Here is a 19211-nt window from a genome sequence, read left to right as displayed (position 1 = left end):
ATCTGGCGCAGTAAATGAGTACAAAGAAGCGTGTGTGGGCGATTTTCAGACAAAAAAAAACCCACACAGACCTCAGGACACGAAAAATCTGTATGGGTAAGGTTTACGGTCTACTCAGTAACAACGTGAATAAGCGTTGCCTGGCACTCATTCACGTTAGCGCTACTGAGCAGCACTGTTAACGATTTATGTTTTGCAGGTTGAATGCCAACTTTTTAACCATTAAATATCAACAACTTACACGAAACGAGAAAACATGACCAATAAGTCATAGTTTTACCGTGGTGCAAGTGCACCACGAGCAAGCAGACATTAAAGAAAGCGCTTTACTCTCGCTGCCGTAAATTTAGCAGTTTCTCCCGAAGCGTCATTCAAGTACAATTTCGCCTTTACGAAACGCAACACAATTTCACGGTCAGGAGCAACAATGTTAACCGCGCAACAACTCGCCACTATGCTTTCTCTTCAGGATAAAATGAACGCCAAAGTAAACCCAGACTGGCTAAATGCTGGTTACGGATACTTACGTGCAGCAATGGTAGAGTCAGTTGAAGCAATTGAGCATCACGGCTGGAAATGGTGGAAAGCACAGCAAAAAGACTTACCACAGCTTCAAATGGAATTGGTGGATATCTGGCACTTTGCACTAAGTGCTTGCATTATTGAATATAAAGGCGATATCGCTGAATCTGCAAAAAGTATTGCTTCTGAATTAGCAAGTGGCAAAACGCTAGTAACCTTCGATGGAAAGGACTACGACGCGTCAAATCTGTCGCTTCTTGATAATTTAGAGCTCATGACGGGCCTTTGCGCCGCCAAACGCTTTAGCGTGCCACTATTCATGTTCATCGTAAGCCAGTGTGAAATGTCAGCTGACGAACTGTATCGTCAGTACGTAGGTAAAAATGTGCTCAATTTTTTCCGCCAAGATAACGGCTACAAAGAAGGCACTTACGTAAAAGTGTGGGAAGGTCGTGAAGACAACGAGCACCTGGTAGAAGTAATGGATGCCCTAGATTTAACGAAGCCAGAATTTAGCGACTTAGTGTATGAAGGGTTACGCTCTCGCTACCCTTCTTAAAGCGACCATTGCGTTTCGTTTGACGCGATTTAGCCTCGCTGTAGTATTTATAGCCCAACACAGTTTCAACGCTTATTGCGTCTCCTTCCGATAACAAAAAGCTCTGTCATAGACAGAGCTTTTTTAATTATTGCCAAAGCAAAAGACTCAACGACGATTTTACGCGTCAACCCAAACTAATTTGTCGCTATAGCTACCTTGGATAATATCTACAAAGCGGTCTTCTAAAACATGACGTTTTACTTTGAGCGTCGGAGTCAGCAAGTCGTTTTCGATGCTCCATTCGTTTTTCATAATGACAACGCGATCCATAACTTGATGGCTTTCCAGTTTTGCGTTGATAGCTTCGAATGTTTTCTTAAGGCTTGCTTCAATGCCCGCTTTATCTTTTTTCTGCGCTTCTTCACTAAGCACCAGCAAAGCCACAGGTTGAGGCAAATTAGTCCCCGTTACACACACTTGCTCAACAATAGGGTTTTCCATGAATTTTGCTTCAATCGGCGCTGGCGTCACATACTTACCCTTCGCGGTTTTAAAGATGTCTTTTAAACGACCAGTAATTTTAACGTAGCCATCAGCATCAATGACCCCTTTATCGCCAGTGCGCAGATAACCATCCTCAGTAAAGACTTCAGCCGTTTTTTGTGGTTCCAAGTAGTATTCCAGCATATTGCACGGCGACTTAACTTGAATCTCACCTTCTTCTGACGTGCGAATGTCTACGCCGTCGTATGGCTTGCCGATACAGCCGATTTTATCATGACGGAAAGGTACACTGCCGGTGCCATAAGCACTGTTCTCGGTCATTCCCCATCCCTCAGAAATGTAGATACCAATTTTCGCGAACCATTCAATGACTGCTGGTGCAAGTGGCGCCGAACCGCTTGCCCACAAACGTGCGTTATTAATGCCCAAGCCATCGCGAATTTTTTTCGCAACAATTTTGTTCAAAATTGGAATTTTAAGCAGCGTATCCAGTTTCTTCTGCGGCATTTTCGCTAACACGCCCATCTGAAACTTTGTCCATAAACGCGGTACCGAAATAAATAGCGTTGGCTGACAGTGACCTACATCCCGTTGGAAGGTAGTTAAATCTTCTACAAAGTGAATTTTGCCACCACTGTAGTAGCTTGAAAGCTCGACCAGTACACGCTCTGTAATATGCGCAAGTGGTAAGTAGCTCATTGTGCGATCGTTTTGGTTAATACCCAACTGATCGAGCGAACGACGCGCTGCCCAACAAGCCGTATTGTAACTGTGCACCACCCCTTTAGGCTGACCGGTACTGCCAGACGTATAAATGATTGTCATCAAATCATCCATATCAGGTACAGGCGAGTCTGTTATGGGCGCGATATCCATAAACGCTTTCCACTGCTGCTTAGTAGCAATGTTTGGATAAGGAAAGGCAACCGTTAAATATTCTGAAGGAATAGAGGCAACTTGTTCCGCAGTATTATCTAGTTTTCCAACGAACAATAGCTGTACGTCAGCATGTTTCAATACATACTGGACCGTGTCTGGACCGGCTGTTGAGAAAATAGGTACCGACACGTGACCTGCCATCATAATGCCCAGATCAGCGATAAACCACTCAGCACAGTTTTTTGAAAAGATACCTATACGGCTGCCTTGCGGGAAATCGAATTCACGTAAACGTGCTGCCACTTTTCTGGCTTGTTCGGCGACTTGCTTCCATGTGTAGTCGTGGTATTCACCGTTAATAGGCTGCGTAAGAAATACGTCGTTCCCACGGCTCTGTTCCCAGTGGTACAACATACTTAATGGCGATGTTATTACTTCCGTGGTATTTGCGTTTGCTGTCATGTCTAGCGGCATAAGTCACTCATATGTTGTTATAATGTAGCTCATTTTTACAATGATTTCACAGACTTCTAATAAGCCCTATTTTTTATTGAAAAACAAGCTTTTTAAACAAGCGTTTACATTCTATGCGACGAATAACAAGGCTTTAGAGGCTAAATTTAGTTTTCTTATAGATTTGGCTTTTGAATCTTTATGGTCTTATCTGTTAGAAAAACGCGGTAAATATCGACGTTTTACCACGCTTTAAATAACAGCGGTGCAACTTCCTCGGCGGTACAAGGCTTGGCGTAGAAATAGCCCTGGTGGAAATAACACGCTTTTCCAATCAATTCTTCTGCTTGCGCTTTTGTTTCAACGCCTTCCGCAACACAACTCATATTCAAGTTATTCGCTAACGTAATGGTTGTTGTTACCAGCGCTTCGTTTGCATTACCCGGCGCCATTTCGTTAACGAAGCTCTTGTCGATTTTTAATACCGACAACGGATAACGCTTTAAATAGCTTAAAGACGAGTAACCTGTACCAAAATCGTCAAGGGCTAATACAAAACCTTCTTTCACAAACCGATTAATCTGTCTTAACGCATTGTCACTGTCATCCATCAATACGCCTTCGGTAATCTCGAATCGAAACGCTTCTTTGGGTAGATTGAACTCATCAAGCAGGGTTAGCACACCGGTTAAGTCGAATTCGGTTTTGAAGTGAAGTGCAGATAGATTAATAGAGACAAATCCCGTGAAGCCTTGGCTGTACCAGGACGACAAGTCCTCTGCCGCTCTTCGCATTGCCTGTCGTGTAACTTCTATTATGTACTTCAATTCTTCAAGTACCGGAATGAACTGATCGGGGAAAAGAGGCTCGTTATCCAGTTTTCCTCGCAGCAGTAACTCAACCCCAATAGTGGTATTAGTTCTGGCATCTATAATTGGCTGGTAGTGATTGAAGAAGCAGTCGTCTGAATAGGCACGTTTTACTTTATTTTCAAGCTGTAAACGCGTTTTGGCACGTTCATTCATGTCTGTCGTAAAGTAGGTAAAGCCGCTTAATGCGTCCTTCTTCGCCGTATACATGGCCACATCAGCCTGCTTGATAAGCTCAGCAGGCTCAGAGGCGTCTTCTGGATAAAACGCCACGCCAATACTGCAAGAAACACGAAGCACTTCCTCTGCTAACGATATAGGCGTTTCTACTGACTCAATGATTTGGGCCACGAATGAGCTCAAGTCGTCATTGGCATTAACTTCCTCAATAACAATAACGAATTCATCGCCACCTAATCGCGCAACGGTGCCCGACTCAGCCACAAGGTTTCGCATTCGGTTGGCTACAATGCGCAGCAGTTTGTCACCGTAGTCATGCCCAAGTGAGTCGTTAATACCTTTAAATCTATCCAAGTCAACAAACATCACCGCCACACGATGCTCATGATGACGGGCAAGCCCAATAGCATGCTCCAGTCTGTCTAGCAGCAATGTTCTGTTGACCAAGCCTGTTAAGCTATCGTAGGTCGCGATTTTCAGAAGTTTGCGCTCAGCATTTTTTTGTTCTGTGATGTCGGAAATAACAATCAGGTAATGCTCTGCAGTATTACTTTCGCCACTTACCGCTGTTATATCAATAAGCACGTCGTAGCGCTTGCCATCAGCACCATCGATCACGGCCTCGTCTTTCCAAAAATCCCCTCCCTGCATTTCCGGTAATTTGCCAGACAGGTGTCTATTCAACGTTGGGTAACGCAAATAAAGTCGTGCCAACTGCTTGGGTAACGGCTCTTTATTATTAAAGCCGAACACGTGTTCAAAAGCTGGGTTCGCGGCAACTAAACGCTTTTCTTTATCAAAAATTAAAACCCAGTCTCGAGTTTGTCTAAAAGCGTCACTGAATAGCGTTACCTGCTGCTGAGCTTTTTGTAGTCTAAACAGTTGGCGTTGACGGGAGAGTAAATATGCTACGAATAAACTTACGATGAGCGCTGCGTAAATAGTATATGCAAGCGGTGAACGCAGAGGCGCATGTGGCATATAAAGCGTAATTTCAGCCGGTAGCACGTTATAGTCGAAACTACCTGGCGTGGGGGCAACAGAAAAAACGTAGTCACCCGGTTCTATGTTGGTAAAGGTTATTTTTGCATCGTCAGTCACGCCTTCTGTAACGACGCGATCACCGTTCAACAGCTTGTAGTAGTACTTTACTTTTCCTATGCCTGACATCGCTAATGACGAAAAATGGATTGTTAACCCATAATCTTCGTAATCGAGATCGAAATGATGTCCACTTAGGTTTTTAAGCGGCTGATTAAGCACCCTATTATCTACGGCAACTTCCGTTATAGCAGTTTGCTTACTGAGCAAACTTCTTCCAACTTCCAAGCTTTCCAATTGCGATGCAGAGAAAACCACAGCGCCGCTCGTCGAACCGTAAGCCAGTCGACCGTCCTTAAGCTTAAGCGAAGCCCCTTGGTTAAACTCAGAAACACTTAGCTCTCGTCCGTAGATAAAGTTCTTGATTTGGCCGGTAGACGGATCGTAATTGTGTAACCCTTTGTGCGAACTAAACCAGATATTGCCTGCTTCGTCTTTTTGCAGCCCGTAAACAATGTTTGATAATAAAATATTCGATTCATTTAGGTTGTACAACGGCTCAAACGTGTCTGCGTCTATACCAACCAACCCTACGCCACTGTATGCAAGCCACAGCACACCCATATCGTCGATAACCCACGACGATATAGAGCGATCTCGGCCACGCTGTAGCTCTGAGAATCGATAGACCAATTCATGCTGAAACGTCTCTGGGTCGATTAACCACAAACCACCTTCGGTAGCAAAAAATAATCGATCATTGTGGTAATGAGACTGCCCCAAGAAACCCAATGAAAAATTTATGTCAAAAACACGAGGATCCAGCTCTAAAGAGGAAATTTCTTTCTCGTCCACGTCATACTTTATAAAACCTTCGTTGCCAATAAAGTACAAATCCCCTTTATCTGAAAGCATCATTCCCGTGCCATACGCATCAAATATGGTGTTATCACCACCTTTTAATACCTCTGGCCGGTTAGCCTTCCCTGTTTCCATATCAAACAACCGTATTCCGTTGTACGTATTGAGAAACAATTCGCCACTTTGCGTTGGAACAATTTTGTCTACGGCTCCTTCGCCGATAATCGCTCTTTGGCTTTTTGAATACAGATACTTCTCAGACTTTTTGGTCGTGAAATCATAGTGATTAAGCCCATTTTCTGTACCTATCCAAATTTTATTAGGCTCAGTCTCGGCAAACGACCACACCACATGGCTAGTCAAAACGCTAGCCTCTCCTGCTCGTTCATTCTGGATGGCAAAAATATCCGCACTTTTCACACCGAAATACAGCGCGCCAGCATAGACTGAACTTAACCAGAGGTTGTCAGATTCATCTTTGGCAATGGCGATAATTTTTTTGTTTGAAATTTCGGTGAAACCGTTATGCGGTTCTAAGATGTGTTCGTATTCCCAACCACCTGCTTTTTTACTCAGCTGATATAGCCCTTTATTAGTGCCCATCCAAAAAGCGTTGTCTTTGTACTGAACCAACGTCCACACGTTTCTGTCGGATACAACCTGTGTAAAGACATGTTCTTTTTCGCCTTGTACCTGCTTGAGAAAGTCTTGTTTCTGAGCAACAAATACGCCCAAAACCGTTGAAATCCACACCCTGTCCTTATCGTCTAAAAGTAGAAACTTTGCATTGGCGTTATCGAGGTTTTCGGGAATATCACCCAGGTAATCAAGTCTACGTAAAGGCTGTTCTAAATTGTTGATATTTTTGACGTACACCCCCGATGTAGTGGCTACCAGTAAGGTGTCTTCAACGGTGATTGCCGCCCGGATGCTTTGGCTGTTACCCAACAGCGGCTCAGGGAGCTTTGCTATTCGCTCAAGGGTTTTAGTTTGCGTGTTAAATTTATGCACTTCTTCTGTCAGTGCAATGATAAGGTGCGTGTCATCTTGCCAATGAAAGGTTTCCGCATGTTGCACAAAACCTTCAAAGTCGTGGTAGTACGTTGGCTCTAATTGCACCACATCCTGAGTGGCTAAATCGAGATAATAAACTCCTCTGCCGTACACGCTAAACCACAACGCTTCAGTACCTTGAAGAGCAAGTCGATAAATGGATGAGTCGATAAGAGAATTGTCTGGACCTGCTACTCGTTTAGTTCTTACTCCATCCCAACGAACCAAACCACCTTCTGTGGCTATCCACACAAAGCCATCTTCGTTTATAACAATGTCGTTGACGATATCTTGCGGAAGGCCATTTTTGGTCGATAAAGACTGAAAGACGGGATTAGACAGTCGCGGTGAGGCCACCGCTTGTAGGCTTACAACTAAAACCAGCAGTAAAAGATAGTTGAAATATCTCATCAAAAATGGGTCGCACGTTTTAAATTTTTATTATAAACCCAAGTGTAACAGAATGTTTTAAACTTGGGCAGCTTCTAAAATGAGGTTTTTAAAAACGTGAAGGACACATCTATCGCATTGATAAATAAAAATTAATTTTTCTAAAGAGTGCAATATGAACAAAAGCAAAAGGCGCGTCCGACTAAATACACTTAGGGCTATTTCGATATTTTTATTTTACTCTTGCTGTACAGGAATGCGACCAACTGGAACAACCTGCCTGCGAATGCTTGGCTGTGGCGCTAGCCTGTACAAATCACCGTTCTGCCCTACATAGGTCTTTTTAATACCGCACGCTTTAGCAATATTTGCATGTGCTTGAAGGTGTTGATGCTCGCCGTGAACCGGAATAGCAATGGTAGGTTTTACCCAATGATACATGAGCTTTAATTCTTCTTCACAGGGGTGACCGCTGGCATGAATTGGCAGCGTGCTATCTTCACTGTGAATAACCGTTACTCCCTTTGCCTGCAGCGCTTTAGTTAGTCGGCCTACACTTTCTTCATTTCCAGGAATAACTATCGAAGAAAATAGCACAGTATCCCCTTTATCTAAACTAAGGTGAGGGTGAGTGTCTTTTGCAAAACGCGCCAGCGCGGTATTTTTCTCGCCCTGGCTGCCTGTCGCTACGGCTAAAACTTCATGGGGGGGAAGATAACCTAAATGTTGGGGATCGGTCACAGGTAAATCGTCTGGCCAAATGCCCTGTTGCTTGGCAATGCCGTACATGTTCATTAACGAACGACCGTACAGCGCCATGTAGCGCTTAGTTTTCTTCGCGACTTTAGCCAGCGAAATTAGCCGTGCTATATTGCTACCAAAGCATCCTACCACCGCTCTCCCCTTTAACGGCGCGATAGTGCTTAATAGGCCGTCGTAACAATTTCTCTCTGAAATTGAAAAGCCCGGTTTTGTTGCATTGGTAGAGTCTCCAACCATGGCAAGAATATTCTCACTGCCTAGTCGCTTGTAAAGGCTAACGTCAAAAGGTAAACCTGTTATGGGGTTGGCATCAATTTTCCAGTCTGCTGTATGCAATACTGTGCCTACTGGTGTATTGATTTTTAGTGCGAAGGGTTCTGGAAGCGAATGAGTAATGGCTAGCCAGTTAACGCTAAAAGGCCCGATTTGCTTGGTATCGCCTGCATCGACTTCAATAATGGCAATACGGTTAGCCAATTTGCTCCTTGCAAGCTTTCGCCTTAACACTTCGGCGGTAAAAGACGTAGTATAAATTGGCTTTTGGAAACGTTCCCAAAGGTAAGGAATTGCGCCTACATGATCTTCATGGGCGTGGGTAATGACAATGCCAGCTAGTGCTTCTTTTTGTTTAGCAATAAATGAGGGGTCCGGAGCCACAACGCGATGCGTAGTGGCTTTGAACGTATTCTGGTTAGACGCTTGGCTGACGCCTTTGTAGGCAGGTACGAGAGGCTCATCAAAAGAAACCCCACAGTCAACCATTAACCATTGACCATCGTGACCATACAAATTGAGGTTCATCCCAATTTCGCCCGTTCCGCCTAACGGAAGAAACCACAAATCATCAGCAGATGGGTGCAACAAAACGGCTATTACCTTCTCTCAGAGCATTGAATATTAGTTTGACGTTTAAATCTATGAGCGCAGAGCCATCATTCGTGCAATTCAGCATTAAGTTGGTCTATCACTTCGGCCCACGCAGCGTCTTCAACAATGGCATCTTTCAAAAATGCAGACTGACTTTCATTCCAATAAGGCGCTTCATGAAGATGTTGGCTCTTATTCAGCCCTCGATGTGTTTCAAAAAATTCAGCAATTTCTTCGTCTGAACTTCCTAAACCTAGTTGGCTGAATAGACTATTCATTGTGGGTTGCTCAGTAAACATAACGCCTCCTTGGGTTATCAATTAAGGGCACAATAAACGCCAGATACGTTGTACCCAACTAACTTTTTTATGCCCCATTTGCTTACTGGATAATTACCCTTTGTCTTCCCCTTGAGATCACATCTTAAAGGTAGTCAGCGAACTCTTCTGGCGTAATCACCTCTCCTTCTTCAGCAGGTACAGGACATACAATGACCATTAATTCATCTTGCGTCATGCCCGGCACCCACTTAGTCAAAAACTCTTCGGTGCTTAATTCCATCGCTTCACAGTGTGCCCAGTCTTCGGTTGCCCACAAAAGTGCTAACTCAGCATCAGGCCAAACCGGAACACCATCTTCTTCATCAGTAGTTAGCATTACGCAGCCGTGCTCATCTTTAAGAATGAAGAGTTTCTCTTCCGCTTTAATTGTTGCAAGGCTTGCTTCTAGTCGTTGAAATGCGTTTTTTTCCAATAAAGGATGTAATTGTGACATAAGTTTCTCTCTTTAATTCTGCGACTCACATGCCTTTAAATTAGGCACAGTGGGTAAATTTAATGGCAGCGGTTAACACGCTTTAGACACGCTTTCTATTATCTCTGCTAGACCCACTCGTCTGACTTGCTTCATGCTGTGCACATACACCTTAAACGATACGTTTTCTAACGTTTCGATTCTGGTCACTTTCACACTACCGGGTAACTGACTCTCAACGTTGGTCGGTAATACGGCAATACCACCTTCGCTCTGTAAATTGTTAAGCGCAAGATTCAACGAATTGGTTCTTAACTTTGCATCGCGAAGTTGAGGGTAAGCAGTAAGCAACCAGTCTCTTGCCTTAGTTCCCCAATCAATAGCCACAAAATCTGCTGCATCAATAGTCTCAGACGCTTGTCCAATTCTATATAGCGCCAAATCCTGCTCTAGTAATACATCACTGTTTACTTCTTCAGATTTCAACGGTTCAGTGGAGAATGATAAGTCTGTCACCCTTTCGTGCAATTGTCGCGAAAGGGTATCTAACGTAAGAACTTCAGCCTTTACTGACCAATCGGGAAACGAGTTGTGTAGGTGACTGAGCATCTGAGGCAATAACAGCTCGCTCGCCAGCTGTGTTGCGCCGCAAACAACATATTCAGAGGATTGAATTTGGAGCTCTTGTTTTGCTTCGTTTAGCGTTGCGCATAATTGCCTAGCGTAAGGCAGAAGTTTCTCACCAGATTGAGTGAGCTGTATACTGTTGCGTTGCCTAATAAAAAGCGTGGTATGAAAATACTCTTCAAGTAGCTTTATGCGCGCACTGACTGCAGATTGAGTGAGGTAAAGGTTTTCAGCCGCTTTACCAAAGTGACGAGTTTTTGCCACCTCTATAAAGGTGGTGAGAAAGCGTATATCCATGCTTATTGTACAACCGAATCAAAGTGGGTCTAAATTGACACAGATAATACGGCAAGTAAACACAAAAGCACAGAAGCGCACCGCTATAAACGGTACGCTTTATTAAAATTTCACCAACTCGCTGAATTAATACTCTTCTTGGTGCAGGCGACGCTGTTTGTCACGGCGTTGCAGGTCACGCTTCTGCTTTTCCTTTACAGTACTTTGACGTTTGGAATTTGGCTTTTTAGCGTGAAAATCTTCCTCTTCTACCGAGTCCCATTCATCACGCTGGTAACGATAGTCTTTACTCATTGACTTCTCTGGGTTGTTAACACACCTCAATTATTATCTTAAGCGACAAAATAGAAAACGAATTTTAATCATCGTAGCGACAAGAATTTTTGATTATTCCCATCAGTGATTTTCATAGACTTTTAACGTCCAACTCAATTACGCTCGTGTTATAGCGACGCCCGTTGCAGGGCCAATAATTAAATACCTACATTTTACTTTAATTTCAAAAACTTAGGCATATGACGCTTGAGGTTATACCCTCGCACTTTCTGTATACTTTTCAAACGTAATCTAAAATTTAGTGTTAGATTTTATACCGTTAAAAATTTTTTATTGATAAGAGAAAAATCTTTTGTTTTATCTTCGTTTTTAATTATCTTAAAAGTGCGCTGAACAAAACATTACGTTGGGTACAACATGAAAAGTTTAGCTATTCGACAATCTGCAAAACCTTATATTGACCGTCAGAAGTTTCCATACGGTTTTCGTAAATCAGGTGACTTCAGTATTACTGAAGCCGATCTTCTAACCCACTACGGCAAAACACTGCTAGGACTTGAAAGTGGCGAATTGTCGCCTGAAAGTGATGATGAGAGACATTTCGTCGAATTCGTTACAGGTAAAGTTGAAGCTAGCAATAACCTAGAGAAAGCCTGGGCGAAATACGTCAGATTAGCAAGGGGCAAAAAGCACTTCTACACCCTTCACAGCAGTGCGAGTAACCAATCAGACTATGATGAAGACTACTCTGATGAAGAATTCGATGTAGCATAATGCTACAGCATTACTAAAAAGCTCGCTCCGGCGAGCTTTTTTGTTATTGAACAAATGATCTCAATCAACTTCAGACAAGAACAAAATGAAGAAACATTAAGGACTGTCTACACTTAGTAGTAATACAGAGTGATGTGCAGTGAATTGTGCATTTCATTCTGAAAAACGAGCCCATGCAAAGGAGGCGCAACGATGATCATTAGTTCAAAACAGCTTACTCACTTTTCAATACATGCCCTAGATGACAAAGTGGGCGGCATCCGCGATATCCTTTTCGATGACGAAACCTTCACTGTTCGCTACTTGGTCGCAGATACCAATACTTGGCTACCGCTTAGCCGTAAAGTGGTGATATCACCTATATCTGTCAAACAGTTAGATGAAGATAGTGAGTCTGTTCATATCAATATGACAGTTGATACATTAAAAAACAGCCCCTCTATTGACGAACATAAGCCTGTGTCACGTGAATACGAAGAAAATCTCTTCAAATATTTTGGTTACGGATACTACTGGATTGGACCAGGAGCTTGGGGGGAGTTCGCACATCCAAATGAACTGGTCGAATTACAGCGCGCTGAAGAGTCTGAAACTGAAAACCCGAAAAAGAGCACCAACCACCTAAGAGCAGTGGGCGAAGTTGGTGGATATGAAGTTGCTACAACCACTGATAACGTTGGCCACATCAGTAACTTCGTCATTGACACCGAAAGCTGGAAGATAATCATGCTAGTGGTAGATACCAACAACTGGCTTCCGGGTGGCAAACATCTCGCACTTCTACCTAGCGATATTGAAAGTATCGACTGGGCGGCGCACAGCGTAGTAGTGAATTTAAGTCACGACGAATTGGTTGATAGACCTGAAGTGGAAAGTGAAAAAATATCTGAAGAAGGCTATGTGCCTATGCTTTGCGAGCAATTGAATAAAAAAGGAAATTAATAACCGAAGAATGTCACTGTTGGCGATTTTTAGTTAGGAACTTTACAATGTCCGTTGTTGAAGGCGGACATTGTAGCTTAGGATACAAAAAGAAGATTACTCGCAGAAAAATTCGTACATCAAAGCAATCAAACGCTTGACGCGCTCGTCTGCTAAGCGGTAGTAAATAGTTTGACCTTCCCTTCTTGTGGCCACCATCTTTGATTCTCGCAATAAAGCAAGATGCTGAGAAATCACTGGCTGCGAGACGCTAACAACTTCGAGAAGTTCGGTTACCGATTTTTCCTCTTTCAGCAACGAACAAAGCACCATAAGGCGTGTTTTATTCGCGAATTGCTTTAGGAAGATCTCGGCTTCCGCAGCGTGTTCCATTATATCATCTGAACCTATTACCATATCCTCGGACATAAGCACTCTCTATCTGTAAAGTATTTCGGCACCAATTTAGCCATTTACTATACTAAAGTATAAGACATTTTGCCGACCTGCCAATTTATGCGACGAATCCCTGTATTTTACATTGTTTTATTACGCTGACATCAATATATTAGATTTTACTTATTTTAACCAAGTTTAGGCAAAAAGGAAAAGTATGCTTATAGATATGAAGACTCGAATAGAAAACATAGACGATAACTTACGCACTGTATCTGCGGAGCAAGCGGCCAGTGAGTGCCGAAACAATAGCGGTATACTGATTGATGTACGGGAGAGTGCCGAAGTTGCCAATCAGCCCGTACCTTCTGCGCTTCACATACCACGCGGCGTGCTCGAAATGAAGGCACTGGAACAGTTTAAAGATGCTTCAGCGCCACTTTATATTCACTGTGCATCGGGCATTCGAGCAAAACTAGCAGCAGAGCAACTTATAAAAATGGGCTATGAGAACGTTTCGGTGGTGACATGCCCTGTACCCACGATAAACCAAGCAAACCGAAAATGACTTCTTAACCACGTGTATGCTATAAGTATTGTTAATTAAGAGTTTTAAGGCGCTGTATGCTGAAATCTACGTTAGAACAATGGCGAATGTTCAAAGCCGTCGTCGATGCAGGCGGCTTTAATCAAGCTGCTGCTGAAGTTCACAAAAGTCAATCGAGCGTTCACCACGCGGTTCAAAAGCTTGAAAACGCCATTGGTGTGTCGTTGTTTGAGAATATTGGACGTAAAGTCCAGCTTTCTCCGCAAGGCGAACTTATGTATCGCCGTGCCTCTTTTTTGCTGAGCGAAGCGCACAAGCTCGAGGCCGTTGCCAATAGCCTTCAATCTGGCACAGAAACAACTTTACGCATAGCGGTGGATATTATTTTTCCGTCTGAATTGCTTTATAACGTGCTAGCGAAAGTTTCTGCTGAGTTCCCGCTGCTTCGTATCGAGATAGAAGAAACTGTGCTCAGTGGCGCAAATTCACTTTTGAGCAATGGTAAAGTTGATTTAGGCATCTCTCCTTTCGTATTTCCAAATGGCTTTAGCGAAGACTTGTGCGAAATTGAGTTTGCAGCTGTCGCTCACGCCGACCATCCACTACACCAATTAGATAGAACGCTCACACTGGAAGACTTAAAAGCGCATCGTCAAATTGTGGTAAGGGATTCATCTGCGGAGCGTAAAGCTGATGTGGGCTGGTTAGGTGCAGAGCAACGCTGGACCGTAAGCCACGTTAGAACGTCATTAGATATTATTGCTCAGGGGTTGGGTTTTGCGTGGCTGCCTATAGCAATAATTAAAGATGAGCTTGAAGACGGTACACTCGTTCCCCTTCCCCTGGATAATAATGCAGCATTGCGTAAGGCGCTCCTTTATCTGTCTTTTGAAGACGGCGATACGTTGGGGCCAGCTGCCCGTGCTTTTATTGGTGAGCTACGATATCAAACAATGAACCTTCCATCGTCAGATTTTATGCTCGATTCGTGTACTGAGTAGTTTGACCATCAGCTTAGAGCGACTGCAAGGCGTTCAAATCCAAGTATAAAGCCAAATAGCGACAATGAAACACCAACTAACGCCACAGCACCATCGTCTGTGGCCATGCCTATTGCCATAATAAAAACAGCAAAAGCGGGAATAAGGCCCATAAAGGGAATAAGCTCCAGAGGAATCATTACAAGTCCGCAACCTGCACAACATAATGCGATGAGTGATCTGAACACAGGCTGGCGCATGAAAAAACACCGAGGAACTAAAAAGCGGTCTACGCGTACTGCATACGGTTTAACCTTTTCGACAATGTAGCGAAGCTGATCGGCGTCACAGTTTAGTTGCATCACTTTTTGCGGTAACCAAGGATGCCTACGACCGAGTAAAATTTGCAACGCGATGAGTAAAATTGTCCCACCCGCTAAAGATGGGATCCCAGGGATGGCCCCAATCGGTGTGCAAGCGATAAAAGATGGCAGCGCCAACATTGGTCCAAAGCCTCTTTTCTCCATCACATCCCAGAACTCAGCAAACTCGAACGTATCTTGTCTTGCTCGCGGCTGCATTTTCCCCAACAACTCGTACAAGGTCATTGATCTTACAGCTGTTTTTCCCCACATCTTCAATTCCTTTGATATCACATTACCAGCGAACGTCGCGCTAATCAGACGGGCTCCTCGCCTAATTAATATACATTTCTTGCACCTACTCGATTTACCATAGTGAGATTGCAAGTAACCTTAGACAGGCAAATCGTGCGAAAAATATGCCATCGAATGCATGTGACGGTGTGTTGAAGACAGGAATACTTTTTGCAAATGCCCCTGATAAGTAAAGTAAAATCACCTAATAAAACAAAGACAGATATAGACATTCTGTACTTTAGTGCGATGTGTACCGCTGATCGCAAAGAGTTGATAAATTAGAAGAACGTAGCGCAACCGACTATCCCTGGCATCCAGGCAAATGTTCAAGATTTCCGGGTTGCTTGAAGCGTTTAGATATTTTCCGATGCGCTTACGCTTTATCAATTTAAACCAGCGTATAAATAAACTTTAAATATGCCCATTAGCATTCAGTTGTTAATAGCGTATGATAAAACTATAACATTGATTCTATTCCATATTTTTTCTGAATAGGAAACGAAAGAAGAGAGGGACATCCACGTGCTTACCGTACTTTTAGTTGATGACGACGCCGAGTTCACAGAAGTAGCTTGTACTATCATCGAATTTCTTGGCCACGAAGTACTTACCGCTGCCACACTCAAAGAAGCCCGCGATTGGTTAGAGAAAGAAACCTTTGACCATGTACTGCTTGATTTCATGCTACCCGATGGAAGCGGCGCGCACTTGTTCAATGAGTTAGATGCACTTTCTAAGCGCCCTCGCGTTACTTTGATAACGGGTCACCCTTCTGTGAAAAGCGTTATAAAGGGTCTGTGTGGCCCCACGGTCGACTATCTCGTTAAACCAATTCAACGGGAGGAAATAGAGGCTGTATTAAGTCAAAAGCCAAAAGAAAAAGCACCTGCGCAAGAAAAAATAGAGAAACATTTTGACTTGCTGATTGGTGAATCGCCAATTATGAAAGAGCTCTACAAGCTGATTTCTAGAGTGAGTAAAACCAGCGCTAACGTAATGCTGCTTGGTGAAAGCGGTGTAGGTAAAGAAGTGGTAGCTGCCGCAATTCATCGTGCTTCAGAAAGTGAAGGTCCCTATATTGCAACCAACTGTGGTGCATTCTCAAAAGAACTAATAGGTAGCGAACTTTTCGGTCACGAAAAAGGAGCATTTACCGGCGCTGTAGGACGTAAGGAAGGTGTTTTCGAACAAGCTGAGGGCGGCACGCTCTTTTTGGACGAAATCACAGAAATGCCCATTGATATGCAGCCCAACTTACTCCGCGTTTTAGAAAACAAGGTTGTTATTCGTGTGGGCGGAACGAAGACCATCCCGGTGAGCTGCCGCGTTGTATCTGCCACGAACCGAACAATGGAAGAGATTGCGCAAAGCAAAGTACTGCGCGAAGACATCTACTTCAGACTTGCGGTGTTCCCAATCACCATTCCTCCGCTACGCGAAAGAAAGGAAGATATTCCATTACTAGCAAAAACCTTTATTGCTGAATTCAATAAAGATAATGGCTCGCAATTTAAGTGGGAAGATAGTCAACTCGATACGTTACAAGCTTATGACTGGCCCGGTAACGTGCGTGAGCTAAGACACTTTGTGCATCGCGCTGCCATTATGAGCGACCCTGAAAAGAGTGAGATTGAATTACCAAAAACCATTGAATCACCATTTGCTCAAAAACAGAGCACGACACCGGCACTTCAAGCCGGTAGAACCATTGAAGACGTGGAAAAAGAGCTAATTTATGCCACGTTGGAAAAAGTGAATGGCAATAAGACCACCGCAGCAGAAATGCTGGGAATTAGTACAAAAACGCTTTACAACCGTCTTCATGCATATGGCGACTTAAGTAAAGATGACTAAGTAAGAGGTATTCGGCATGACTAGCGAAGAATTTTCTCGACTAAGTGTTTATGTGCATGATGCACGCAAACCATTAAACAGAATATCAATGCAAGCTGAGCTAGTAAAAATGGCATTAAACGGTGACGTTGCACCTGAAAAGGCATTAGTGGCGTTGGATAAAATAATAAGCAGTGCTAAAGACTGCAGCCATACTCTTGCTGAAATGACATCAGAGTTAAGTGGCAATGTTTCGGATTAAGTAAATGATTACTAAAGTATTGTCTTCACTATACAGTTGGATAATTTTAGTTGTTCTGGTCATTATTGTAATAACTGCTAATTCATTTTACGTAGTTAGTACATTGAATGACCTTTCTGCTCTGGAAGCGCGGCTGTTCACTACGAACCGTGTTATCAATGCAGTTAACCGCCTTCACGTTGCTGTACTTCGCGTGGAGTCTGGTCAGCGCGGCTATATGCTAACTGGCGATGAAGAATATCTTACCGACTACACCGAAACGTTAAGCGTAATCGGCGAATTAATGGATGAGGTAGAAGTAAGCTCCTTCTCTTCAGATATTAACGACCAGTCCATCCGCATCGAAGAACTTTTGTCTTTAACCAAAGCAAAAATCAATGAAGTCATTGAAGTAGTTGAGCTGTATAAAGAAGGGAAAGAGCAACAAGCTGTCATTTTAGTGAATAGCGATAAGGGTATAAAACTCTACAAACAGTTTGAAACCTTATTTAGAGAAATCGACGGTTCAGAACGAGATATGCAAGGCACGCATTTAGCCAACTTAATGAGCCTAAGAAGGGACTCCGTTAATACGCTGATCATTTCCTCTGCAACGACTCTGCTACTGATTATTACGGTATTTTTATTGCTCAAAATAAATTCCCGTGAGCATGAGAAGTATCAAGCTGACCTAGAGTCTGTTAACGAAGACCTAGAATCTCGGATAGCAGATAGAACGCAAGAGTTAAGTGTTTATTCAGACGAATTAGCACGAAGTAATAGAGAGTTGGAAGATTTTGCCTTTGTGGCGTCACACGATCTTCAAGAACCATTGAGAAAAATTCGGGCATTTGGTAACCGCCTAGAATCGGGTTACAACGATGTCATAGACGAACGAGGCAAAGATTACCTTGCGCGCATGCTCAATGCAGCAGAGCGGATGTCCATGCTTATTTCAGATCTTCTCGCCTTTTCTCGCGTTTCCACACGAGGTAAAGAGTTTGACGACGTTAATCTAGGCACCGTAGTGGATAGCATCATGGGCGATTTGGAAATCGCTATCGATGAAAAGTCTGCGCAAATAAATGTTAGCGATATGCCGACTATTCGCGGTGACAAATCGCAATTAGAGCAGCTGTTTTTAAACTTAGTGTCTAACGCACTGAAATTTCAGAGCGAGGGCGTGAGACCTGAAGTAACGATATCTGCAAGGGACGCGACGGAAGAAGAAACGAAAGACATTCTACTTGCTGAAGAATATGACTGGACAAAAATTACCGTATCAGACAACGGTATAGGGTTCGAGCAATCGTTTGCTGAAAAAATATTTGCCCCTTTCCAACGCCTTCACGGTAGAAGTGAATACAAAGGGACGGGGATTGGGCTTGCCGTTTGTCGTCGTATTGTAGAACGGCACAACGGTCAAATAACCGCAGTTAGTTCTCCTGGAAAAGGGGCAACATTCTCGATCATAATACCCAAAAATAGTGAACCGTTTGGTTCTAACAACAATAATGGAGAAACACACAATGACGCGTAAACAAACTCAGCCTATCAATATACTTATGGCGGACGATGACGAAGACGACCGCTTACTTACGGTTGACGCGCTCAAAGAGAGCCGCGTTCTAAACAATCTGTTTTGTGTTGAAGATGGCGTTGAATTATTAGAGTTTCTTCGACATGAAGGTAAATATACAGATCCTGCATCGGCACCGCGACCTAGTCTTATTTTGCTTGATCTAAATATGCCAAGAAAAGACGGTAGAGAGGCGCTGCAAGAACTGAAAAATGACCCCAAGCTTCGCAGTATCCCGGTGGTAATTCTCACTACCTCTAAAGAAGAGGAAGATATGCTTCGCGGTTATGATCTAGGTTGCGCATCTTACATTACAAAACCAGTGAACTTTGAAGGATTGGTTGAACTAATGCGCGCGCTCGGACGTTACTGGATAGAGTTCGTAGAATTACCACACGAGTAAAAG

The 19211-nt window shown here is 43.4% G+C and carries 18 protein-coding genes; 9 read left to right on the top strand and 9 right to left on the bottom strand.

Annotated features, from left to right (window positions below; translation table 11 throughout):
- Positions 1-427 precede the first annotated feature (427 nt).
- On the top strand, positions 428-1081 hold the full coding sequence (locus BZA03_RS10365) for a dUTP diphosphatase (protein ID WP_110288718.1): 654 nt from the start codon (positions 428-430) through the stop codon (positions 1079-1081).
- A gap of 159 nt (positions 1082-1240) precedes the next feature.
- Here the strand turns inward: BZA03_RS10365 and BZA03_RS10360 are convergent, their stop codons facing one another.
- The 7 genes from BZA03_RS10360 to BZA03_RS20415 form a co-directional block, all read right to left on the bottom strand.
- Positions 1241-2920, bottom strand: a complete 1680-nt coding sequence (locus BZA03_RS10360; RefSeq protein WP_014949806.1) for an AMP-binding protein — start codon at positions 2918-2920, stop codon at positions 1241-1243.
- 221 nt (positions 2921-3141) lie between these two features.
- Entirely contained in the window at positions 3142-7314 is a 4173-nt protein-coding gene (locus BZA03_RS10350; RefSeq protein ID WP_110288717.1) for an EAL domain-containing protein, read from the bottom strand.
- Positions 7315-7530: 216 nt separating this feature from the next.
- The gene (locus tag BZA03_RS10345; RefSeq protein ID WP_110288716.1) at positions 7531-8919 is read right to left on the bottom strand and encodes a ribonuclease J; all 1389 of its coding nucleotides are present in this window, start codon (positions 8917-8919) and stop codon (positions 7531-7533) included.
- A gap of 68 nt (positions 8920-8987) precedes the next feature.
- Positions 8988-9221: a DUF2789 domain-containing protein gene (locus BZA03_RS10340; RefSeq protein ID WP_014949810.1), complete on the bottom strand. Its 234-nt coding sequence runs from the start codon at positions 9219-9221 to the stop codon at positions 8988-8990.
- Positions 9222-9345: 124 nt separating this feature from the next.
- A complete protein-coding gene (locus BZA03_RS10335; protein WP_014949811.1) occupies positions 9346-9696 on the bottom strand; it encodes a DUF2750 domain-containing protein in 351 nt (116 codons plus the stop codon).
- A 72-nt stretch (positions 9697-9768) separates the two neighbouring features.
- Positions 9769-10599: a LysR family transcriptional regulator gene (locus BZA03_RS10330; protein WP_014979575.1), complete on the bottom strand. Its 831-nt coding sequence runs from the start codon at positions 10597-10599 to the stop codon at positions 9769-9771.
- 126 nt (positions 10600-10725) lie between these two features.
- Positions 10726-10893, bottom strand: a complete 168-nt coding sequence (locus BZA03_RS20415) for a hypothetical protein (protein WP_014949813.1) — start codon at positions 10891-10893, stop codon at positions 10726-10728.
- Between the two features lie 399 nt (positions 10894-11292).
- On the opposite strand from BZA03_RS20415, the gene maoP reads away from it, so the two are divergent.
- Together maoP and BZA03_RS10320 are read left to right on the top strand one after the other, a co-directional pair.
- Positions 11293-11649, top strand: coding sequence for a DUF413 domain-containing protein (gene maoP / locus BZA03_RS10325; RefSeq protein ID WP_014949814.1), 357 nt, complete (start codon positions 11293-11295; stop codon positions 11647-11649).
- Positions 11650-11841: 192 nt separating this feature from the next.
- Positions 11842-12591: a PRC-barrel domain-containing protein gene (locus tag BZA03_RS10320; protein ID WP_101564948.1), complete on the top strand. Its 750-nt coding sequence runs from the start codon at positions 11842-11844 to the stop codon at positions 12589-12591.
- 96 nt (positions 12592-12687) lie between these two features.
- Here the strand turns inward: BZA03_RS10320 and BZA03_RS10315 are convergent, their stop codons facing one another.
- Positions 12688-12999 carry a helix-turn-helix transcriptional regulator gene (locus tag BZA03_RS10315; RefSeq protein ID WP_014949816.1) on the bottom strand — a complete coding sequence of 104 codons (312 nt, stop codon included), beginning with the start codon at positions 12997-12999 and terminating at the stop codon, positions 12688-12690.
- 184 nt (positions 13000-13183) lie between these two features.
- On the opposite strand from BZA03_RS10315, the gene BZA03_RS10310 reads away from it, so the two are divergent.
- Together BZA03_RS10310 and BZA03_RS10305 are read left to right on the top strand one after the other, a co-directional pair.
- Positions 13184-13534, top strand: a complete 351-nt coding sequence (locus tag BZA03_RS10310) for a rhodanese-like domain-containing protein (RefSeq protein WP_014949817.1) — start codon at positions 13184-13186, stop codon at positions 13532-13534.
- A gap of 56 nt (positions 13535-13590) precedes the next feature.
- Positions 13591-14514, top strand: a complete 924-nt coding sequence (locus BZA03_RS10305; RefSeq protein ID WP_014976801.1) for a LysR family transcriptional regulator — start codon at positions 13591-13593, stop codon at positions 14512-14514.
- Between the two features lie 8 nt (positions 14515-14522).
- Here the strand turns inward: BZA03_RS10305 and BZA03_RS10300 are convergent, their stop codons facing one another.
- The gene (locus tag BZA03_RS10300) at positions 14523-15128 is read right to left on the bottom strand and encodes an exopolysaccharide biosynthesis protein (protein WP_014976802.1); all 606 of its coding nucleotides are present in this window, start codon (positions 15126-15128) and stop codon (positions 14523-14525) included.
- Positions 15129-15674: 546 nt separating this feature from the next.
- On the opposite strand from BZA03_RS10300, the gene BZA03_RS10295 reads away from it, so the two are divergent.
- Genes BZA03_RS10295 through BZA03_RS10280 form a run of 4 tightly spaced genes read left to right on the top strand, consistent with a single transcriptional unit; the run spans position 15675 to position 19208 of the window.
- Positions 15675-17006 carry a sigma-54 dependent transcriptional regulator gene (locus BZA03_RS10295; protein ID WP_110288715.1) on the top strand — a complete coding sequence of 444 codons (1332 nt, stop codon included), beginning with the start codon at positions 15675-15677 and terminating at the stop codon, positions 17004-17006.
- Between the two features lie 16 nt (positions 17007-17022).
- The gene (locus BZA03_RS10290) at positions 17023-17247 is read left to right on the top strand and encodes a hypothetical protein (RefSeq protein WP_014979579.1); all 225 of its coding nucleotides are present in this window, start codon (positions 17023-17025) and stop codon (positions 17245-17247) included.
- A gap of 4 nt (positions 17248-17251) precedes the next feature.
- Complete coding sequence (locus BZA03_RS10285) at positions 17252-18766, top strand: ATP-binding protein (RefSeq protein ID WP_039225365.1); 1515 nt, start codon at positions 17252-17254, stop codon at positions 18764-18766.
- On the top strand, positions 18756-19208 hold the full coding sequence (locus BZA03_RS10280; protein ID WP_014949823.1) for a response regulator: 453 nt from the start codon (positions 18756-18758) through the stop codon (positions 19206-19208). The genes BZA03_RS10285 and BZA03_RS10280 overlap by 11 nt, the downstream gene beginning before the upstream one ends.
- Positions 19209-19211: the final 3 nt, after the last annotated feature.

The sequence above is a fragment of the Alteromonas sp. I10 genome, from assembly GCF_003201515.1.
Taxonomy (GTDB): domain Bacteria; phylum Pseudomonadota; class Gammaproteobacteria; order Enterobacterales; family Alteromonadaceae; genus Alteromonas; species Alteromonas macleodii.
This window is presented reverse-complemented; position numbering and strand designations above follow the sequence as displayed.

Excerpts from the sequence above, each read along its gene's own strand:
- BZA03_RS10350 (WP_110288717.1), bottom strand. The coding sequence starts at position 7,314 with ATGAGATATTTCAACTATCTTTTACTGCTGGTTTTAGTTGTAAGCCTA.
- BZA03_RS10320 (WP_101564948.1), top strand. The coding sequence starts at position 11,842 with ATGATCATTAGTTCAAAACAGCTTACTCACTTTTCAATACATGCCCTA.
- BZA03_RS10315 (WP_014949816.1), bottom strand. The coding sequence starts at position 12,999 with ATGTCCGAGGATATGGTAATAGGTTCAGATGATATAATGGAACACGCT.
- BZA03_RS20415 (WP_014949813.1), bottom strand. The coding sequence starts at position 10,893 with ATGAGTAAAGACTATCGTTACCAGCGTGATGAATGGGACTCGGTAGAA.
- BZA03_RS10285 (WP_039225365.1), top strand. The coding sequence starts at position 17,252 with ATGATTACTAAAGTATTGTCTTCACTATACAGTTGGATAATTTTAGTT.
- BZA03_RS10290 (WP_014979579.1), top strand. The coding sequence starts at position 17,023 with ATGACTAGCGAAGAATTTTCTCGACTAAGTGTTTATGTGCATGATGCA.
- BZA03_RS10280 (WP_014949823.1), top strand. The coding sequence starts at position 18,756 with ATGACGCGTAAACAAACTCAGCCTATCAATATACTTATGGCGGACGAT.
- BZA03_RS10340 (WP_014949810.1), bottom strand. The coding sequence starts at position 9,221 with ATGTTTACTGAGCAACCCACAATGAATAGTCTATTCAGCCAACTAGGT.
- BZA03_RS10335 (WP_014949811.1), bottom strand. The coding sequence starts at position 9,696 with ATGTCACAATTACATCCTTTATTGGAAAAAAACGCATTTCAACGACTA.
- BZA03_RS10365 (WP_110288718.1), top strand. The coding sequence starts at position 428 with ATGTTAACCGCGCAACAACTCGCCACTATGCTTTCTCTTCAGGATAAA.
- BZA03_RS10310 (WP_014949817.1), top strand. The coding sequence starts at position 13,184 with ATGCTTATAGATATGAAGACTCGAATAGAAAACATAGACGATAACTTA.
- BZA03_RS10300 (WP_014976802.1), bottom strand. The coding sequence starts at position 15,128 with ATGTGGGGAAAAACAGCTGTAAGATCAATGACCTTGTACGAGTTGTTG.
- BZA03_RS10305 (WP_014976801.1), top strand. The coding sequence starts at position 13,591 with ATGCTGAAATCTACGTTAGAACAATGGCGAATGTTCAAAGCCGTCGTC.
- BZA03_RS10330 (WP_014979575.1), bottom strand. The coding sequence starts at position 10,599 with ATGGATATACGCTTTCTCACCACCTTTATAGAGGTGGCAAAAACTCGT.
- maoP (WP_014949814.1), top strand. The coding sequence starts at position 11,293 with ATGAAAAGTTTAGCTATTCGACAATCTGCAAAACCTTATATTGACCGT.
- BZA03_RS10360 (WP_014949806.1), bottom strand. The coding sequence starts at position 2,920 with ATGCCGCTAGACATGACAGCAAACGCAAATACCACGGAAGTAATAACA.